General features: G+C 66.0%; 20 protein-coding genes. 12 read left to right on the top strand and 8 right to left on the bottom strand.

What is annotated here, in order from left to right; all coding sequences use genetic code 11:
• Nucleotides 1-3: 3 nt before the first annotated feature.
• Entirely contained in the window at nt 4-900 is an 897-nt protein-coding gene (locus ABJO18_RS09120; RefSeq protein ID WP_348507108.1) for a DUF58 domain-containing protein, read from the bottom strand.
• A gap of 3 nt (nt 901-903) precedes the next feature.
• The gene (locus tag ABJO18_RS09115) at nt 904-1,902 is read right to left on the bottom strand and encodes a MoxR family ATPase (protein WP_348507109.1); all 999 of its coding nucleotides are present in this window, start codon (nt 1,900-1,902) and stop codon (nt 904-906) included.
• Between the two features lie 84 nt (nt 1,903-1,986).
• On the opposite strand from ABJO18_RS09115, the gene ABJO18_RS09110 reads away from it, so the two are divergent.
• From ABJO18_RS09110 to ABJO18_RS09095, 4 genes are read left to right on the top strand one after another with little or no spacing between them, the layout of a single operon-like run.
• Nucleotides 1,987-2,550: a DUF1285 domain-containing protein gene (locus tag ABJO18_RS09110; RefSeq protein ID WP_348507110.1), complete on the top strand. Its 564-nt coding sequence runs from the start codon at nt 1,987-1,989 to the stop codon at nt 2,548-2,550.
• A complete protein-coding gene (locus ABJO18_RS09105) occupies nt 2,550-3,176 on the top strand; it encodes a CoA pyrophosphatase (protein WP_348515849.1) in 627 nt (208 codons plus the stop codon). Before ABJO18_RS09110 ends, ABJO18_RS09105 begins: the two co-directional genes overlap by 1 nt.
• A 3-nt stretch (nt 3,177-3,179) precedes the next feature.
• A complete protein-coding gene (locus ABJO18_RS09100) occupies nt 3,180-3,506 on the top strand; it encodes a DUF6111 family protein (protein ID WP_348515848.1) in 327 nt (108 codons plus the stop codon).
• Nucleotides 3,503-4,744, top strand: a complete 1,242-nt coding sequence (locus tag ABJO18_RS09095; RefSeq protein ID WP_348515847.1) for a CCA tRNA nucleotidyltransferase — start codon at nt 3,503-3,505, stop codon at nt 4,742-4,744. The genes ABJO18_RS09100 and ABJO18_RS09095 overlap by 4 nt, the downstream gene beginning before the upstream one ends.
• 57 nt (nt 4,745-4,801) lie before the next feature.
• Here the strand turns inward: ABJO18_RS09095 and ABJO18_RS09090 are convergent, their stop codons facing one another.
• From ABJO18_RS09090 to ABJO18_RS09065, 6 genes are all read right to left on the bottom strand, one after another.
• Nucleotides 4,802-5,557, bottom strand: coding sequence for a CPBP family intramembrane glutamic endopeptidase (locus tag ABJO18_RS09090; protein ID WP_348515846.1), 756 nt, complete (start codon nt 5,555-5,557; stop codon nt 4,802-4,804).
• 19 nt (nt 5,558-5,576) lie between these two features.
• Nucleotides 5,577-6,383, bottom strand: coding sequence for an AraC family transcriptional regulator (locus ABJO18_RS09085; protein WP_348506844.1), 807 nt, complete (start codon nt 6,381-6,383; stop codon nt 5,577-5,579).
• Nucleotides 6,384-6,474: 91 nt separating this feature from the next.
• Entirely contained in the window at nt 6,475-6,969 is a 495-nt protein-coding gene (locus ABJO18_RS09080) for a hypothetical protein (protein ID WP_348506845.1), read from the bottom strand.
• Nucleotides 6,970-7,138: 169 nt separating this feature from the next.
• Nucleotides 7,139-8,038, bottom strand: coding sequence for an oxygen-dependent coproporphyrinogen oxidase (gene hemF, locus ABJO18_RS09075; protein ID WP_348515845.1), 900 nt, complete (start codon nt 8,036-8,038; stop codon nt 7,139-7,141).
• Nucleotides 8,039-8,099: 61 nt separating this feature from the next.
• Nucleotides 8,100-9,380: a DUF2235 domain-containing protein gene (locus ABJO18_RS09070; protein WP_348508493.1), complete on the bottom strand. Its 1,281-nt coding sequence runs from the start codon at nt 9,378-9,380 to the stop codon at nt 8,100-8,102.
• Nucleotides 9,381-9,450: 70 nt separating this feature from the next.
• Nucleotides 9,451-9,906, bottom strand: a complete 456-nt coding sequence (locus tag ABJO18_RS09065; RefSeq protein ID WP_348508495.1) for a TrmH family RNA methyltransferase — start codon at nt 9,904-9,906, stop codon at nt 9,451-9,453.
• A 190-nt stretch (nt 9,907-10,096) separates the two neighbouring features.
• Between ABJO18_RS09065 and petA the strand changes: the two genes are divergently transcribed.
• The 8 genes from petA (at nt 10,097) to ABJO18_RS09025 (ending at nt 16,531) form a co-directional block, all read left to right on the top strand.
• Nucleotides 10,097-10,741 carry a ubiquinol-cytochrome c reductase iron-sulfur subunit gene (gene petA / locus ABJO18_RS09060; RefSeq protein WP_348508492.1) on the top strand — a complete coding sequence of 215 codons (645 nt, stop codon included), beginning with the start codon at nt 10,097-10,099 and terminating at the stop codon, nt 10,739-10,741.
• Nucleotides 10,738-12,009, top strand: coding sequence for a cytochrome b N-terminal domain-containing protein (locus ABJO18_RS09055; protein ID WP_348508491.1), 1,272 nt, complete (start codon nt 10,738-10,740; stop codon nt 12,007-12,009). Before petA ends, ABJO18_RS09055 begins: the two co-directional genes overlap by 4 nt.
• A gap of 15 nt (nt 12,010-12,024) precedes the next feature.
• Nucleotides 12,025-12,825: a cytochrome c1 gene (locus tag ABJO18_RS09050; protein WP_348508490.1), complete on the top strand. Its 801-nt coding sequence runs from the start codon at nt 12,025-12,027 to the stop codon at nt 12,823-12,825.
• Nucleotides 12,826-13,086: 261 nt separating this feature from the next.
• Nucleotides 13,087-13,953, top strand: coding sequence for an S-methyl-5'-thioadenosine phosphorylase (locus ABJO18_RS09045; RefSeq protein ID WP_348508489.1), 867 nt, complete (start codon nt 13,087-13,089; stop codon nt 13,951-13,953).
• Between the two features lie 11 nt (nt 13,954-13,964).
• Nucleotides 13,965-14,876 (top strand): hypothetical protein, encoded by a 912-nt coding sequence (locus tag ABJO18_RS09040; protein WP_348515844.1) that lies wholly within the window; start codon nt 13,965-13,967, stop codon nt 14,874-14,876.
• 71 nt (nt 14,877-14,947) lie between these two features.
• Nucleotides 14,948-15,346 (top strand): lysozyme inhibitor LprI family protein, encoded by a 399-nt coding sequence (locus tag ABJO18_RS09035; protein WP_348508983.1) that lies wholly within the window; start codon nt 14,948-14,950, stop codon nt 15,344-15,346.
• On the top strand, nt 15,346-15,978 hold the full coding sequence (locus ABJO18_RS09030; RefSeq protein ID WP_348508982.1) for a glutathione S-transferase family protein: 633 nt from the start codon (nt 15,346-15,348) through the stop codon (nt 15,976-15,978). Before ABJO18_RS09035 ends, ABJO18_RS09030 begins: the two co-directional genes overlap by 1 nt.
• A gap of 25 nt (nt 15,979-16,003) precedes the next feature.
• Nucleotides 16,004-16,531 carry an adenine phosphoribosyltransferase gene (locus ABJO18_RS09025; protein ID WP_291883037.1) on the top strand — a complete coding sequence of 176 codons (528 nt, stop codon included), beginning with the start codon at nt 16,004-16,006 and terminating at the stop codon, nt 16,529-16,531.
• The last annotated feature ends 381 nt before the right edge of the window (nt 16,532-16,912 follow it).

The following is a 16,912-nucleotide window of genomic DNA, read 5'->3' as shown; positions in this document are numbered from 1 at the left end:
GCGTCAGACGTCTCGTGCCAGGGTTTTGAACAAGGATAGCACGGCGCTGGTCGCCGGGCGGTCGGTACGGTGGGTGATCATCGTCCAGCCGAACTGCCGGGCAAGGGCCGCCAGCTGTTCGCCGTGCTGGGCCCAGCGGGTGCGATAGGCGTTGCGGGCCTCTTCGGCGCGGCCGAACAGCAGGGTCTCGCCGCTGCCGGGCGCTTCAAAGCGGGTACGGCCGGAATAAGGGAAGTCCTCTTCCGCCGGATCGACGATACGCAGCAGGACGCCATTGGCTTCCTGGGTGGCAAAGCGCGACAGGCGCGCCGCCCAGGTTTCCGGCGGATCCAGGAAGTCGCTCGACAGCACGATGCGGCTGAAGCGGGAAATATGGGGCGCCTCGACCGATTGTGCGGCACCGGGGCCCAGCGCCAGGCGGCGCGAGGCACGCTCGAGGCCCAGCGCGCCGGTGCGGGCAATCGCCGATTCGCCCAGTACGGAGACCCGCTCCCCGCCCTGGGTGAGCAGGGCGGCGACGGCGATCAGGCACACCGCGGCCCGGTCGGCCTTGGTCGGAACATTGCGGCTGGAGGCAAACTGCATCGAGGCCGAGCCGTCGCGCCACAGCGAGACGGTGTTGGCGGCTTCCCACTCGTTCTGGCGCACGAAGAGCTGGTCGGACTTGGCCGACTGGCGCCAGTCGACCGCGGCGCGGCCGTCTTCGGGGCGGTGATGGCGATATTGCCAGAAGGTTTCGCCAATGCCCGAGCGGCGGCGGCCGTGCACACCCTGAGCGACCGTCGCAGCGATGCGATCGGCTTCGGCCAGCAGGGCCGGCAGGCGCGCGGCCGCATCCTCACCCTCGTGACGCAGGGCGACGACGCGGCGCTCGGTATTGCGGTCTGCGCCCTGGACCATGGATCAGGCCGCCTGGTCTGCGAGCGTCTTGATCAGGCCTTCCAGCGTATGACCGTCGGCGCGGGCCGCGAAGGACAGCGCCATGCGGTGTTTCAGCACCGGTTCGGCCAGCGCGGCGACGTCCTCGGTCGACGGGGCAAGCCGTCCGCGCAGCAGCGCACGGGCGCGGCAGGCCAGCATCAGCGCCTGGCCGGCACGCGGGCCGGGACCCCAGGACACGCCGTCGCGCACAGCCGGAACATCGCTTTCGTCCGGACGGGCCGAACGCAGCAGGTCGAGGATCGCATCGAGCACGCGCTCGCCGACCGGCAGGCGGCGCACGAGCGATTGCAGTTTCAGGATCTCGTCCGCGTTCAGCACTTCAATCGCTTCGGCCTGTTCAGCACCCGTCGTCGCCAGCAGCACGGCGCGTTCGGCCTCGCGCTTGGGATAGGGAATGTCGACGCGCAGCAGGAAGCGGTCGAGCTGGGCTTCGGGCAGCGGATAGGTGCCTTCCTGCTCGATCGGGTTCTGGGTCGCCAGGACGTGGAAGGGTTTGGGCAGATTGTGGTGCTCGCCGGCGACCGTGACATAGCCTTCCTGCATGGCCTGCAGCAGGGCGGCCTGGGTGCGCGGGCTGGCGCGGTTGATTTCGTCGGCCATCAAGAGGCGGCAGAAGACCGGGCCTGGCAGGAAGCGGAAATGCCGCTTGCCGTCATCGCTCTCTTCCAGGATTTCCGAGCCCAGTATATCGGCGGGCATCAGGTCCGGGGTGAACTGGATACGTTTGGTGTCCAGGCCGGTGGCCGTGGCGATCGTCTGCACGAGGCGCGTCTTGGCGAGGCCCGGCGCGCCGACCAGCAGGGTATGACCGCCGGCGAGGACAGCGGCGAGACACAGCTCGATCTCGTCCTCGAGCCCGAAGATCACCCGGCCGATGCTCTCTTTCACCGCCTTGAGACGTTCCGTCGCGGCATCCGCCTCGGCAATCAGTTCTGCACCGGGTTCATTCGTCTCGGTCATCGTCCTACATTCCTTTGCGATACAGATACGATCCATTGGCCATATTGCTCTTTACGAGCATGGCGTTGCACACGAAAGCTGTCCATGCCCTCCACACCTCCGACGCGCGATCCGATGCAGTCGCTTCTCGACGCCGCCCGCCAGGCTGGCGACGGGCTGCCGCCGGTAGACAAGTGGCATCCCGACTATTGCGGCGAGATGGACATGGTCATCAAACGTGACGGGTCTTGGTGGCACGAAGGCACGCGCATTACACGTGACCGTCTTGTAAGACTGTTTTCCACGATCTTGCGGAAAGATGACGATGGCATTCATTACCTCGTCACTCCGGTCGAGAAGATCGGCATCGAGGTGGAGGTCGCGCCCTTCATTGCCACACGGGTCGATGTTGTCGGCGAGGGCAAGGACCAGTCGCTGGTCTTCACCACCAATGTCGGCGATCTCGCCGAGGCAGGGCAGGATCATCCGATCACGGTCGAAGTCGATGAAGAGACCGGCGAGCCGACGCCTCTGGTGCGGGTGCGTGGCCGGCTGGACGCGCTGATGGCACGTCCTGTCTTCTACGAGCTCGCCGAACGGGCGGTGGAGCATGAGGGCGTGATGGGCGTGTGGAGCGGCGGTGAATTCTACCCGCTGGGGGCGGTGTGATGGAGCGCGCCGACCGGCTGCTGGCGCTTTTGCGCGACCGGCTGGACCCGGTTGATGCGCCGGGCGGGCCGCCGCGATTCGGCGATGGCGATCTCAATGGCGGCCTGCCGCTGCGCGAGACGGCGACGACAGCGCTGCGCAATGCTGCCGTGCTGGCGCCGCTGATCGTGCATGACGGACCGCCGCGCCTGCTGCTCACCGAACGTGCGGCGCATCTGGCCAAGCATGCCGGCCAGGTCGCCTTCCCCGGCGGCAGTGTCGATCCGACCGGCGAGACTCCGGCCGAGGCCGCGGTGCGCGAGCTGGAGGAAGAGGTCGGGATCGGGGCCGGGCATGTCGAGCTGATCGGCCGCTTCGACGGGTATGAGACCGTCACCGGCTTCCACGTCACGCCCTTCGTGGGCGTGCTGAAGCCCGGCTATGTGCTGCGTCCGGACCCGGGCGAGGTCGCCGATGTGTTCGAGGCGCCCTTCGATTTCCTGATGGATCCGGCCAATCACCTGCGCCATTCGCGCGAGTGGCAGGGGCACCGGCGGCATTTCTATGCCATGCCCTGGGAAGGCCGCTATATCTGGGGGGCGACTGCAGGCATGCTTATGTCCCTGCACGACCGGTTGTATGGTTAGCTCATGATCCGCATCACAATTATCGAAATCGCCTCGTTTTTCCTGCCCTTCCTGCTGTTCTTCATCTGGCGGTGGCAGACACGGTCCGACGTAAAGCTGACGGCCACGCCGGCGCTCAAGCTGGGTGTGGCCGGAGCCGTGCTGGCAATCGTCGCGATGATCGCGCTGGCCATGTTCGACGCCTCGCGGGGCGGGCATGAGGGCGATCAGTATGTGCCGCCGCGTGTGGTCGATGGCCGGGTCGTGCCGGGCCATTTCGTCCCCGCAGGCGAAGTCGGGAGCGACGCGGCGGATCCGCCGGAAACGGAAAACGAAGACACGCCGCAATGACCCGGCCGCGTCTCGATCCTGCCCGGCAGACCTGGATGCAGGCGCCGGAGACCGTCGCCGTGATGGAAGCCCTGGATGCCGCCCGGCCCGGCGGCAGCCGATTCGTGGGCGGCTGCGTGCGCAATGCGCTGCTCGGCGAACCGGTGGCGGATGTCGACATCGCCACCCAGCTTCTGCCCGACGAGACCATCGCCGCGGCGAAGGCGGCCGGTCTGAAGGCGGTTCCCACCGGCAAGGCCCACGGCACGATCACCGTCATTGCCGGTGGCGTGCCCTTCGAGGTCACGACGCTGCGGCGCGATGTGTCGACCGATGGCCGGCGGGCGGTGGTGACTTTCACCGAAGACTGGGCCGAGGATGCGCAGCGGCGCGATTTCCGTCTCAACGCGCTCTATGCCGACCGCACGGGCGCGATCATCGATCCGACGGGCGGTCTCGAGGATGTCGCGCCGCGGCGTTTCGTCTTCGTGGGCACGCCGGAGAACCGTATCCGCGAGGACTATCTGCGCATCCTGCGCCTGTTCCGCTTCGAGGCCTGGTATGGCGGCGGTGATCCGGACCCGGCGGGGCTGGCGGCAGCGGCGGCGCTGAAGGACGGGCTTCATAAATTATCGGTCGAGCGTGTCTGGGCCGAACTCAAGAAATTGCTGGCTGCACGCGATCCGCGGGCCGCACTCGCCGCGATGGCGCAGGCGGGTATTCTGGATTTGATCCTTGGAGTGAACGGATCCTTAAGAGTCCTCGGCGGTATTGTTGATCAGGATATACAATATGGTCTAGCGCCCGATTCGCTCTTGAGGTTCGTGGCGCTTGCCGATGGCGGACCGGAAAGGATCAGGACCATGGCAGCCAAGCTGAAGATGTCGAACGCCGAGACACGCCGCCTCGAGGGCGCCGTCGATCCGTCGGCGCGCGAAGACGTTACCCGGGCCTTTTCCGACATGGCCGCCGCCGAGCGTGCCATCATGGCGCTGGGCGCCCGCGCTTTCGAGGATCAGGCCCGCCTGCAGGCGGCCGGCGAGGTGGCTCCGCCGCCGCGCGACTGGACCCTGCTCGCCAAATTCGCCCGCGAATGGGCCGAACCGGAATTCCCGGTCAAGGGCGGCGATCTGATCCTGCTGGGCTACGAGCCCGGCCCGATGCTCGGCGATGCCCTCGACGAATTGAAGGCCCACTGGGTGGCCGAGCGTTTCGAGCCGACCCGTGAAGAGTTGATCGCGCGTCTGAAGACGCACTGATCCGCTTTCGGGCGCAGAACAGAAAAACCCCGGCCAGCCGGCCGGGGTTTTTTGTGTCTAGATGTCGAGATCGAGATACATCGCGGTGAAGGCCAGCGAGTCGACCAGCGCGTGCGCCAGGATGAGCGGCCAGAGATTGCGCTTGTAGACGAGATAGAGCACGCCCAGCACGACCCCGATCATGCCGGTCACGACCAGGCCACGCAGGCCCTGATAGTAGAAATGCCCGTAGCCGAAGACCAGCGCCGGCAGGAGAATCGCCAGCCCGGTCGCGAGCGCCTTGGGCAGGCCGCTGAAGGCGCGTTGCAGGCGGGAGATCATGAAGGCGCGGAAGAAGAGTTCCTCGAACAGGCCGCCGCTGATCCAGCCCAGCGCCAGCCACAGGAGATAGACCGGCAGATTGCCCTGGATGTCGCCCCATCTGGCCTCGATCCCCTCGGACGGCAGATCGGTGCTCCACAGACCCAGCGCTTCGCCGCCGGCCGTGACGCCGACGCCCGTGCCCAGGATGGCGACAATGCCGAGGAGGGTTTGCGGTGCCACCAGCAGGATGGATTTCCAGCCGCCGAGCCGCCGCAGGCCCAATTCCCGCCAGCTTTCGCCGCGGCGGTGGAGATACAGCGTCGCCAGGCCCAGCGTGACGATGAGGGTGATCGGGCCGGCAAACTTCCAGACGATCTGGTCGAGACCGGCCTTCAGCGTGATGCTGAAGATGACGGCGATCAGGAAGGCCGCCAGGGCTTCGCGGGGGCGGATCGGAGGCGGGGTGTCGGACATGGTGTCTCCACTGGCATCGATTGATGCTGCGGTCATGCCACGGCCCGCCAGCCGTTTATTGAACGATCGTGCAGGGGCGCCGGGGCGATGCCAGCAGAGTCTGCCAGCGCCGCGGTGACAGACCGTAGGCCTGCCGGAACTGGCGCGTGAAGTGCGCCTGGTCTGCAAAGCCGCAGGCATAGGCGGTGTCGGCCAGGGCATGGCCGTTTTCCACAAGCGCGCGGGCACGGTCGAGCCGTCCCATCTGCCAGTAGCGATAGGGGCTTGTGCCCAGTAGCTGGCGGAAATCGCGGGACAGGCGCCAGCGGTCGATGCCGCTGACCATTTCCAGCTCCGCCATGTCCGGTGCGCGGTCTGCCCGATTGAGAATGAAGCGGCGCGCGCACTCGACGGCGCTGCGGTCGGGTGCCGGCCGTATCGCGGCCGAGTCCGAAATTGCGTCCATGGCAAGGACGAGTTCGGTGAGGCGGTGGCTCCAGCCAGCCGGGTCGCCGTCCCCGGCCTCGCCGGCCTGCAGGCAGGCGCCGATGGCAGCGATAAGACGCGGGTCGTGGCTGACCCCGCCGGCGATATGGGGCAGGGGGCCGGGGCGCATGTCCGACACGTGTTCGGGCGCCAGCGTGATCGCGGCATAGCCGAAACCGGTTTCGTCGACCGGGCGGCCGTCGTGAATTTCGTCGGGATGCAGGATGACGGCGTCGCCGGGGCGGGCATGCCGGGTCGCGCCGCGATAGTCGAAGGCCTGGATGCCGCGCCGGGTCAGCGCCAGCGTGTAGACGCTGTGCCGGTGCGGCGAGAAGGCCGTGTCGACAAGCTCGGCCTGGAAGCATTGGATCGGCTGGCTGGAACCGCTTGCCGGCATGGCGGACATCTCCTGTCTTTCGAGGCAGAAGATGCCCGCCGCCGGTGTTTTGGATGCGGCTGTTCTGGATACAGGCTGTGCGGTGCGGCGCCTATCGGCCCCACATCGCTTGCTCGCCCTCTTCCACACGCTGCATGGATTGCGCGTAGGAGGCATTGATCGAGACGCGGATATTCTGCTCCGCCGGGCTTTCCGCCGAGGTACGCACCTCGTGCTCGATACGATTGGCGATCTCGAACTCGATGCGTTCGCGTTCCTCGGGCGGCAGGGCCTTGAGCGTGTCCTCGGTCATGCCCTGTTCTTCCAGGTACATGGCGCGGATCTGCTCGGCCGGGCTCATCCGGGCCCATTTGAGGAATTCCTCGACCACGCCGCCGCCCAAGTTGGAACCCGGCGGCTGCTCGCCGCCGGACTGGCCGGGCGGTGCGGCTTCGGCAATTTTCTGGCTGGCCTCGGGCGGCAATTCGGCCGCTTCGGGCGGGATGGCATCAAAGCCTTCCGTCGGACGGGTTTCTTCCTCGGCCTCGGGAGAGCGGGCGCCCGGCCATCTCGGGGCCGGTTGTGATATGGCGTCGATATAGGACACGCGCTGGGCTCCTCGTCGGTAGGCCCCGGCACGGGATTCGCGAACGGGGCGCTGCCTGCCTAGCAGGAGCGGTGCCAGCGCAGAGGCCAGTCATAGCGTATGACTTGCCGTTAAACGGCAGATATTGCCCGGCTTTTTCTTCCCTCTGGCAGGATTTGCCGGGCCGGACCTAAGGCCATTTCGCCTCGGGCGGCATGGAGGAGAGGATCGACTTCACATTGCCGCCGGTCTCGAGACCGAACTTGGTGCCGCGATCATAGAGCAGGTTGAACTCGGCGTAGCGGCCGCGGCGGACGAGTTGTTCCTCGCGGTCTTCCGGCGTCCAGGCCTCGCCCATGCGCCGGCGCACGAGTTGCGGATAGATATCCAGGAAAGCCAGGCCGACATCGCGGGTGAAGGCAAAGTCGCCATCCCAGTCGCCGGTATTGTGGCGGTCGTAGAAAATCCCGCCAATGCCGCGCGGTTCGTCGCGATGCGGCAGGTAGAAATACTCGTCGCACCATTTCCTGAAGCGCTCATGGAAATCCTCGCCATGCGCGTCGCAGGCGGTCTTGCAGGCGGCGTGGAAGTCCTTGGCGTCGGGGTGCGACTGGGTGCGGTTGCGGTCGAGCACGGGGGTGAGGTCCATGCCGCCGCCGAACCACCACTGGGTGGTGGTGATGAAGCGCGTATTCATGTGCACGGCCGGCACGTTGGGCGACCACATGTGGGCGATCAGCGAAATGCCGGTGGCGAAGAAGCGCGGGTCTTCCTCGGCGCCGGGGATCTGCTGGCGGAACAGGTCGGAGAATTCGCCCTTCACGGCAGAGACGTGGACGCCGACTTTCTCGAACAGCCGGCCCTTCATCAGGCCCATGCGGCCGCCGCCCTCATCCTTCGATCCGTCGCCGCGTTTCCAGTCCTCGAACACGAAACGCCCCGGATCGCCGGGATAGAGATCGGACGGCACCTCGTCTTCCAGGCGTTCGAATTCGGCGCAGATCTGGTCGCGCAGATCCTCGAACCAGGCCTGGGCGGACTGGCATTGCAGGTCGGAGCCGGCGGAGGCGGGTTTGGGCTGATCGGTCATGGCCGCGATGTGTAGCGCAGCCGGCGGCGAGGGCAAGCCCCGCCTGTTCCGGCCATGCCGGTCAGCGGCGCCAGGTGGGGAAGGCTGCCTCGATGTCGGCGATGCGGATACGGGTCTGCTGGCGGATGCGTTCGGCGAGCGACTGGACATAGTCCATGTTCTCGCCTTCATACCCCTCATACTGCTTGGCCTGAACGGCGACCTCGCCGACATCGGGCAGATGGGTGACGCGGTCGCGGTTGATCATGCCCAGCGAATAGCCCAGCAGCCGGCCGATCGCGCTCTGATTGGCCTGTTTCCAGTCGCCCGAAACATTGCTCAGCGGCGCGTGAAGCGATGGCGAGAAGCGGATGGTCTGCGTGTTGTTCCGGGTTCGCGAGCGGTCGCGCACCGTGACCGGGAAGTTCACCGCGCTGAACGCGGCGTCATAGCTCAGCCGGGCACCATTGCTGCAGGCGCCTTCGGCAATCCAGGCCAGGGCATGGTCGGACAGGCCGGTGACATCGCCGCCCCCGCCGACCGAACCATGATCGCCGGGAAACCAGAGCTGTTGATACGCATCGCGGCCGCGGCCGTCGCTTTCGGCTTCGGTCTGCAGCGCGGCCATCTTGCCGGCCTCGAACAGGGCGGGCCGGAAGGCGGCGCGCGGTTCGTCCAGCGCCACGGCGTGGCGGGCGCGCTGCACGATGCGGGAAAGCTTGAGATCGTGGAAGCCGTGATCCTCGGCCTTGCCGGCCATGGCATTCCACACGCCGGGCACGCCGTTCTGGCCGACCGTGTCCCAGACGCCCAGATAGCTGACCATGATCTTCTGGTCCGGATTGTCGGCCTGCAGTGACAGGTCGGCGGCGGTATCGATCCACCAGCCCTCATGATTATAGGTGCGGCGGAACTCGATACTGTCGGGATGGTCGGGCTTGCGGCGCTTGTCCTTGTAGAGCATCAGCGCATCGTCGACATAGGGGGCCGCATCGCGCCGCAGGATGCCGCAATTGCGGATCATGCCGACCAGCGAGCGCGCCGTGTAGGCGCCGCGCGAAAAGCCGAACACGAAAATCTCGTCGCCGGGATCGTAGTTGAAGACGAGGAAGGAATAGGCATCGACGATGTTCTGGATCAGCCCGTCGCCGAAACCGCCGCCATCCATGCTCTCGCCTTCCAGCGTGCCGACGCCTTCATCGTAGAAGACCACCTGCTTGACCGGATCGGCGCCGTCGCCGGCATCGCCCTCGGAATGGATCGACTGCGCCAGCTTGACCACATTCGTGACCGGGCGGGACTTGTAGTCCAGCTCGTTCCAGGTGCCGTCACAACAGATCACGATACGCTTGTGCCGCGCCATCCAACCCTCCCGAGCCGTACCAGATATGCGCGTGAATGCTACTTCAGATAGAAATGATATTCAAACAGATTCAGGGGTTGTTGCGAAGCTGGCGGCTCGCTTCTGCCAGCGCGATCCCGGCGCTCATCGCGACATTGAGCGAGCGCATGTCCGCGCGAATCGGAATCCGCACGCGACAATCCGCCGCGGTATGGACTTCCTCGGTGACACCGGCACTTTCACGGCCGAACAGGAGGCGGTCATCCGGCCGGAAAGAAAAATCCCACAGGTCTGTCGCGCCCGATGTGGTGAACAGAACGAGGCGGCCCGTGCGGGCTTCTGCACTTTCTGTGTAGGTATTCCAGCCGGCATGGCGCACCGGCGCAATGGCTGCGCCATAGTCCATGGCGGCCTTGCGAATTCCCTTGTCCGTCAGGGGAAAAGCGCAGGGTTCGATGACGTCCATTCCGGCCCCGAAACAGGCGGCCGTCCGCATGGAAGCCCCAAGGTTTTGCGGAATATCCGGTTGAAAAAATACGATCCGCATTCTAAGCCGCGCACAGACTGGAGCCATCTGTCTGCATGCGGCATTGCGCCGCCTACTGGTCAGTGGGTCCGGGAGTAGTTTATACCGCGTCAAACCCCGTCTTGGACGGGGTCGTCAAGATTGACGCATGTTTCTGGGGCAGGGCCCGGCTTTGTGCAGGCCCGTTATAGACAAGAGAAGAGGTCGGCTCGTGACGGAAGAGAACGGCGCGCCCGGCGGACACGGTGATGAACCGACACGCCGCGACTTCATCTATATCGCTGCAGGCGGCGCGGCCGCTGTCGGTGGCGGTCTCGTGGCCTGGCCGTTCATCGATCAGATGAATCCCGCAGCGGATACGCTGGCGCTGGGATCCATCCGCGTCGATGTCTCGCTGGTCCCGGTGGGATCGGAGATCACCGTCATGTGGCGCGGTGGCCCGGTCTTCATCCGGCACCGGACCGAGGAAGAGATCGCGGAGGCCCGCTCGGTCGCGCTGAACGCGCTCCCGGACGAGGACGCCCGCAACGACAACCTGCCGACCGGCATTCCGGCGATCGACGCCAACCGCGTGCTGCGGCCGGAATACCTGATCGTGAAGGGCAATTGCACGCACCTCGGCTGCGTGCCGCTGGGCCTGGGCGCCAATACCGGCGACTATGACGGCTGGTACTGCCCCTGCCACGGTTCGCACTACGACACCTCGGCGCGGATCCGTCGCGGACCGGCGCCGGAAAACCTGCCGGTTCCGGACTATTATTTCGAATCGGAAAACACGGTGAAGATCGGCCTGTCGCCCGACGAGGCAGCTGTCTCCGGATGGCAGGTCGCTGACGCTTCGGGGGCTGCGGCATGAGCGGACATTCGACTTACGAGCCGAAGACCGGAATCGAGAAATGGCTCGACTCCCGTCTTCCGATCATCCGCCTGGGCTATGACAGCTTCGTCGACTTCCCGACGCCGCGGAATCTGAACTACTGGTGGACGTTCGGCGGTATCCTCGCCGTCTTCCTGATGATCCAGATCGTCACCGGCATCGTGCTCGCCATGCACTATGTGGCGCACGAGGCGCACGCTTTCGAAAGCGTCGAGCGCATCCGCCGCGATGTGCCCTTCGGCTGGCTGATCCAGTCGATGCACGCCAACGGCGCCAGCTTCTTCTTCGTGGCGGTCTACCTGCACATGTTCCGGGGCCTGTACTACGGATCGTACAAGGCGCCGCGCGAGGTCCTGTGGATCCTCGGCGTTGTCATCTATCTGCTGATGATGGCGACGGGTTTCATGGGCTATGTGCTGCCCTGGGGCCAGATGTCCTACTGGGGCGCCATGGTGATCACCAACCTGATCGGCGCGCTGCCCTTCGTCGGCGACGCGATCCGGGAATGGCTGTGGGGCGGCTTCTCGGTTGGCCAGGCCACGCTGAACCGCTTCTTCTCCCTGCACTACCTGCTGCCCTTCGTGATTGCCGGCGTTGTCGGCCTGCACATCTGGGCGCTGCACGTGCCGGGCAATGGCAATCCGGCCGGTCTGGAAATCAAGGACCCGAAGAAGGACGCACTGCCCTTCCACCCGTACTACACGGTGAAGGACGGCTTCGCGATCATCGTCTACCTGATGGTTTTCGCGACCTTCGTCTTCTACATGCCGAACGTTCTGGGCCACGCCGACAACTATATCGAGGCGAACCCGCTCTCGACGCCGGCGCACATCGTGCCTGAATGGTATTACCTGCCCTTCTACGCGATCCTGCGCGCCATCACCTTCGACATCGGCCCGATCGATGCGAAGCTGGGCGGTGTCATCGCGATGTTCGGCGCCATCGGCATCCTGTTCGTCCTGCCCTGGCTGGATACGTCCAAGGTGCGCTCGATGCGCTACCGTCCGCTGACGCGCTGGTTCTTCATCTTCTTCGTGATTGCGGCACTGGGCCTGGGCTGGTGCGGTGCGAAGAACCCGGACGATCCGTTCATCGGCGCCGTGAAATTCGTACACCTGGCGCAGTTCCTGACGGCTTACTACTTCGCCTACTTCATCGTCATCCTGCCGGTGATGGGCATTGTCGAGAAGCCGAAGGACCGTCCGGCGTCGATCGAGGCGTCCGTCCTCGGTGAAGACAAGTCCTAAGGGAGCGACGAGATCATGATGATGACCCGTATTTTCGCCGCTGCCCTGGCAGCTGTCGGCCTCTCGGCCACGGCGCTGGCCGTCGAGGGTGACACCCACGCACCGGAAAACTACGCCTGGGAATTCGAGGGCCCGTTCGGCACGTTCGACCGCAATGCGGTCCAGCGTGGCTATCAGGTCTACCAGGAGGTCTGCGCTTCCTGTCACTCGATGAACCTGATGCGCTTCCGCAATCTGGGCCAGAAGGGCGGTCCGTTCGAGTCGGAACAGTATCCGAACCCGAATGACAACCCGATCGTGATGCAGATTGCCGCGGGCTACCAGGTCGAGGACGGCCCGAACGATGACGGCGACATGTTCATGCGTGACGGTCTGCCGTCCGACGCCTTCCCGGCGCCGTTCGAGAACGAGCAGCAGGCCCGCGCTTCCAATGGCGGGGCCTACCCGCCGGACCTGTCCCTGATCGTCAAGGCGCGCTCGGGCGGTGCGGACTATATCCGCTCGCTGCTGCTGGGCTATGAAGAGGCTCCCGAAGACTCCCACCTGTCGCCGGGCCAGTACTACAACGCTTACTTCGCCGGTGGCGCGATCGCCATGGCACCGCCGCTGGTCGACGACATCATCTCCTATGATGACGGCACGACGGCGTCCATGGAGCAGATGGCCGAGGACGTGGTGACCTTCCTCACCTGGGCCGGCGATCCGCACATGGAAGCGCGCAAGCAGATGGGCGTGATGGTGCTGATGTATCTCTTCATCTTCGCCGTCCTGGTCTATCTGGCCTACCGCCAGGTCTGGCGGAACGTGAAGCACTAGGCGTTTCGCCTGGCACCGGATTGAAAAGGCCGCGAGCGGAAACGTTCGCGGCCTTTTTGTTTTGCAAACGACACCAGGCTTCCCCTGCGAAAGCGGGGGAAGTGGCCGAACCCGGCCCCAGGCCGGGGGAGGTCGATGGGGGTAAGTCTGCGCGCTGCTGCGCTCAGCGGTGCTCCGCACCGCCCCCTCAGTCCGCTGACGCGGACAGCTCCCCCGCAAGCGGGGCGAGCCCCCGGGATCGCGAAAGACGGAAGACAACACATGACGCACTGGAAACTCGGCATCATCGGCGGCTCCGGCCTCTACGCGCTCGACGGGCTCGAAAACGTCCGCAGTGAAGCCGTCGAGACGCCCTGGGGGGCGCCGTCGGCACCCCTGACCCATGGATCCCTGAACGGCGTCGAACTCGTCTTCCTGCCGCGTCACGGGGCCGGGCATCGGCTGTCGCCGTCCGACATTCCCTTCCGCGCCAATATCGCGGCGCTGAAAATGGCGGGCTGTACGGATATCGTCTCGATCTCGGCCTGCGGCTCGCTGCGCGAGCATCTGGCGCCGGGGCATTTCGTGATCGTCGACCAGTATGTTGATCGTACCGATGGCCGCGCGCGCAGCTTTTTCGGCGCGGGCTGTGTCGCACACGTGCCCATGGCCCAGCCCGTCTGTGCCCGCCTGGCGGGGCTGATCGGCGATGCCGGCGAGGCCGCCGGCGTGCCGGTGCAGCGCGGTGGCACCTATATCACGATCGAGGGGCCGCAGTTTTCCACCCGTGCCGAGAGCGAGCTCTACCGGCATTGGGGCATGGACGTGATCGGCATGACCAACATGCCCGAGGCCCGGCTCGCCCGCGAGGCCGAGCTGCCCTATGCCTCGATCGCCATGGTGACGGATTACGACTGCTGGCACGATGGCGAGGAAAGTGTCGACGTTGCCGCCGTGCTGCGCGTGATGCGCGACAATACGGTCAAGGCCAAGGCTCTGCTGACCCGCCTGACGGCCATGCTGGCCGGCCGCGAGCGCGCGCCCGACCCGGTCGACACCGTGCTCGACACTGCGATCATCACACCGCCCGGGGCGCGCGATCCCGTTGTCGTCGAACGCCTGCGCGCGATTGCCGGACGGGTGCTCTGAAGCGTGATCAGGTGAAGTGGGTACCGGTTCACCGGTTCGATCACGCGACCACTCAAGCCGAGCGTGATCAGGTTAAGTGGGCACCGGTTCACCGGTTCGATCACGCGATCGCTCAAGACCCTGCCCTGGCGGCCGGCTGGACGGATCGCGTGCGGCGGGTCTACACTTGCTGCATGTATCGTTTCGTCCTGACTGCCCTCTTGGCTGCCCTGACCTTCGGTCCGCAATCGCGCGCGATGGCCAGCGACATTGTCGCGTTCGATGCGCTCGACGCCCAGACCTACGATTTCTATCGCGAAAGCGTCGTCCAGCTGCTCTGCCACGATGCACAGGAAGATCGCTATTATCTCAGCCGTGCCGTCGTGCTCGATGCCCGTTCCGGGGCGCGGCCGGGTTTCGATATTCTGCTCGCAGCGCGCCATGCCCTGCAGGGCGCTGACGGGCCGCGCGACTGCCAAGTGCGCGGTGTACCCGAAACGACGGGCGAGATCGTCGATGTCCGTACCGGCCGCCTGGCCGATGACACGGCGTCCGGTTTCGTCTCGGACTGGGCGATCCTGCGCACGCGCCGCCGGCTGCCTGAGATGACGCCGCGCTTGCGGGTTCTGGCTGCGGGCGACGTGGATCACGGCGAGCTGTCGCTGCTCGTCCGTCCGGTCGACCGGGCGCCCTGCCACGTCCGCCAGTCGCCCGTCGCCTTTGCCGATCCCGGCTTGCTGATTCACGAGTGCCGGTCGCGGCAAGGCCTGTCGGGCACGCCGCTCGTCGCGCAGATTGACGGCGAACCTTTTGTGGTCGCTGTGCATGTCGGTCACACTGTCCCGCTTGGCACGAACACCGAGTCCTACGGGATCGCGCGCCGCCTCAATGGCGAATTCCTCACCACCCTGGCGGAGTATCTCCACGAAGCCGGCATTCCCTAGCCGCAGGCCACCCTTTCCCCGCGCCGCGGCCTCGTCCATAAAGGCCGCCGGGCAAGGATGAAGGGGACACCATGATCACGGTGGTTGCACTCAGCTGGGCGGTCGCGACTGTCCAGATGCCGGAATTCACGCCGCCCCGCCCGGCGGTGGAATGCTCCGAACACCTCACCGACTGGCCGGCCCGCCGCCGCTGCCTGCGCGGCCTGCTCGACGATGCCGAAACAGCGCTCGAGCGTGCGGCCGAGGCGGCCCTTGAGGAAGCCCGCGAATCCGACTTCGACTCCGGCGGTCATTTCGGCGCCGAAGCGCATTTCGAGGCCGCCCAGACGGCCTGGCACGCCTATCGCGATGCCGAATGCGACCGGCGCACCGCACTGATGTTCATCGGCGAGGACAGCCGCGAGGAGATCGGCCTGGACTGCCGCATCACCCTGACCCGGGCCCGCACGCAGGAACTGGAGACGATGTGATGGACCGGCCGGTCCTGCATATCGGCAACAAGCGATACTCCAGCTGGTCCCTGCGGGTCTGGCTGGTCCTGCGCAAGGCGGGCATCGAGTTCGACGAGGCCCTGGTGCCGCTCTACACGCCGCAGACACGGCAGGCTGTGAGCGACCTGTCGCCGGGCGGCAGCGTGCCGGCCCTGACCACACAGCACGGCACATTCTGGGATTCGCTGGCGATTGCCGAATGGGCGGCCGAGCGCGAGCCGGGGTTGTGGCCGGACCATGAGGGCCAGCGGGCGCTGGCGCGCGCTGCGGTCTGCCGCATGCATGCCGGTTTCACCGCCCTGCGCGGCCAGTGCGGCATGGATATCGGCCGCACGCCGCAGGCCATTGCCCTCAATGCCGGCACCCGCGCCGATATCGCCGCCATCCAGGCGCTGTGGAATGATGTCGGCAGTGTCGACGGCCCCTGGCTGTTCGGCCGCTGGAGCATCGCCGACGCCTTCTTCACGCCGGTCGCGGTGCGTTTCCACACCTTTGACATTCCGCTGCATGCCGGCGCCCAGGACTATTGCGATAAGCTGCTGGCCGATGAAGACTATGCCGCCTGGCGCAGCGCCGCCCTGGCCGAGACCCTGCCGGGCCCGACCGGCTGAACGACAGCGAACTGGATCTTTCCGCATGGACCTGAAATCCGCCATCCGCACGATTCCGGACTATCCCAAGCCGGGCATCATGTTCCGCGATGTCACCACGCTGATCGGCGATGCGCGCGCTTTCCGCGTCGCCGTTGACCGCATGGTCCAGCCCTGGGCCGGCGCCAAGATCGACCGGGTGGCCGGTACCGAGGCGCGCGGCTTCATCCTGGGCGGTGCCGTGGCGCACCAGCTCTCCGTCGGCTTCACCCCGGTGCGCAAGCGGGGCAAGCTGCCCCACCGCACGCTGATCGAGGAATACGAGTTGGAATACGGCCAGGACGCGATCGAGATCCATGTCGACGCGATCCAGGAAAACGACCGTGTCCTGCTGGTCGACGACCTGATCGCCACCGGCGGCACGGCCGAAGCCTCCATCCGCCTCCTGCAGCGCGCCGGCGCCACCGTCGTCGGCGCGGCCTTCGTCATCGACCTGCCCGACCTGGGCGGCGCCAAACGCATCGAAGCGCTCGGCGTGCCGGTGTCGTCGCTGGTGCAGTACGAGGGCGATTAGCGGGGTCTCACCCCTTCTCCCCGACCGGGGAGAAGGTGCCGCGAAGCGGCGGATGAGGGGCGCGCGACAGCGCTGCAAAGAGTCTTTTGAGTGGGCCGCTCCGCGGCCGCCCCTCACCTTTGATTCCTCTCCCCGGTGGGGGAGAGGGGGTATCACAGCCGCAACCTTCACCGCTTCCCCCGGATTTATTCCGGGGCCTGGTGGCGTTTCAGGTGCAGGCTCAACCGGGCCCCGGCACAAGTGTTCAGCCCGGGGACATGGCTGACACCTGTTCGGGGACATGGCTAACACATTTTCGGTGTGTTGAGGTTGATGGTTTTGATGGTTATGGCTCCGAAGCAGAGGGCGTATTGGCCGTCTGTATCGAGCGGGCGCAGGGCG

The sequence above is a fragment of the Maricaulis sp. genome, assembly GCF_039978735.1.
Lineage (GTDB): Bacteria > Pseudomonadota > Alphaproteobacteria > Caulobacterales > Maricaulaceae > Maricaulis.
Note: the sequence above shows the minus strand (reverse complement) of the source record. Positions and strands in the feature narration are given on the sequence as shown.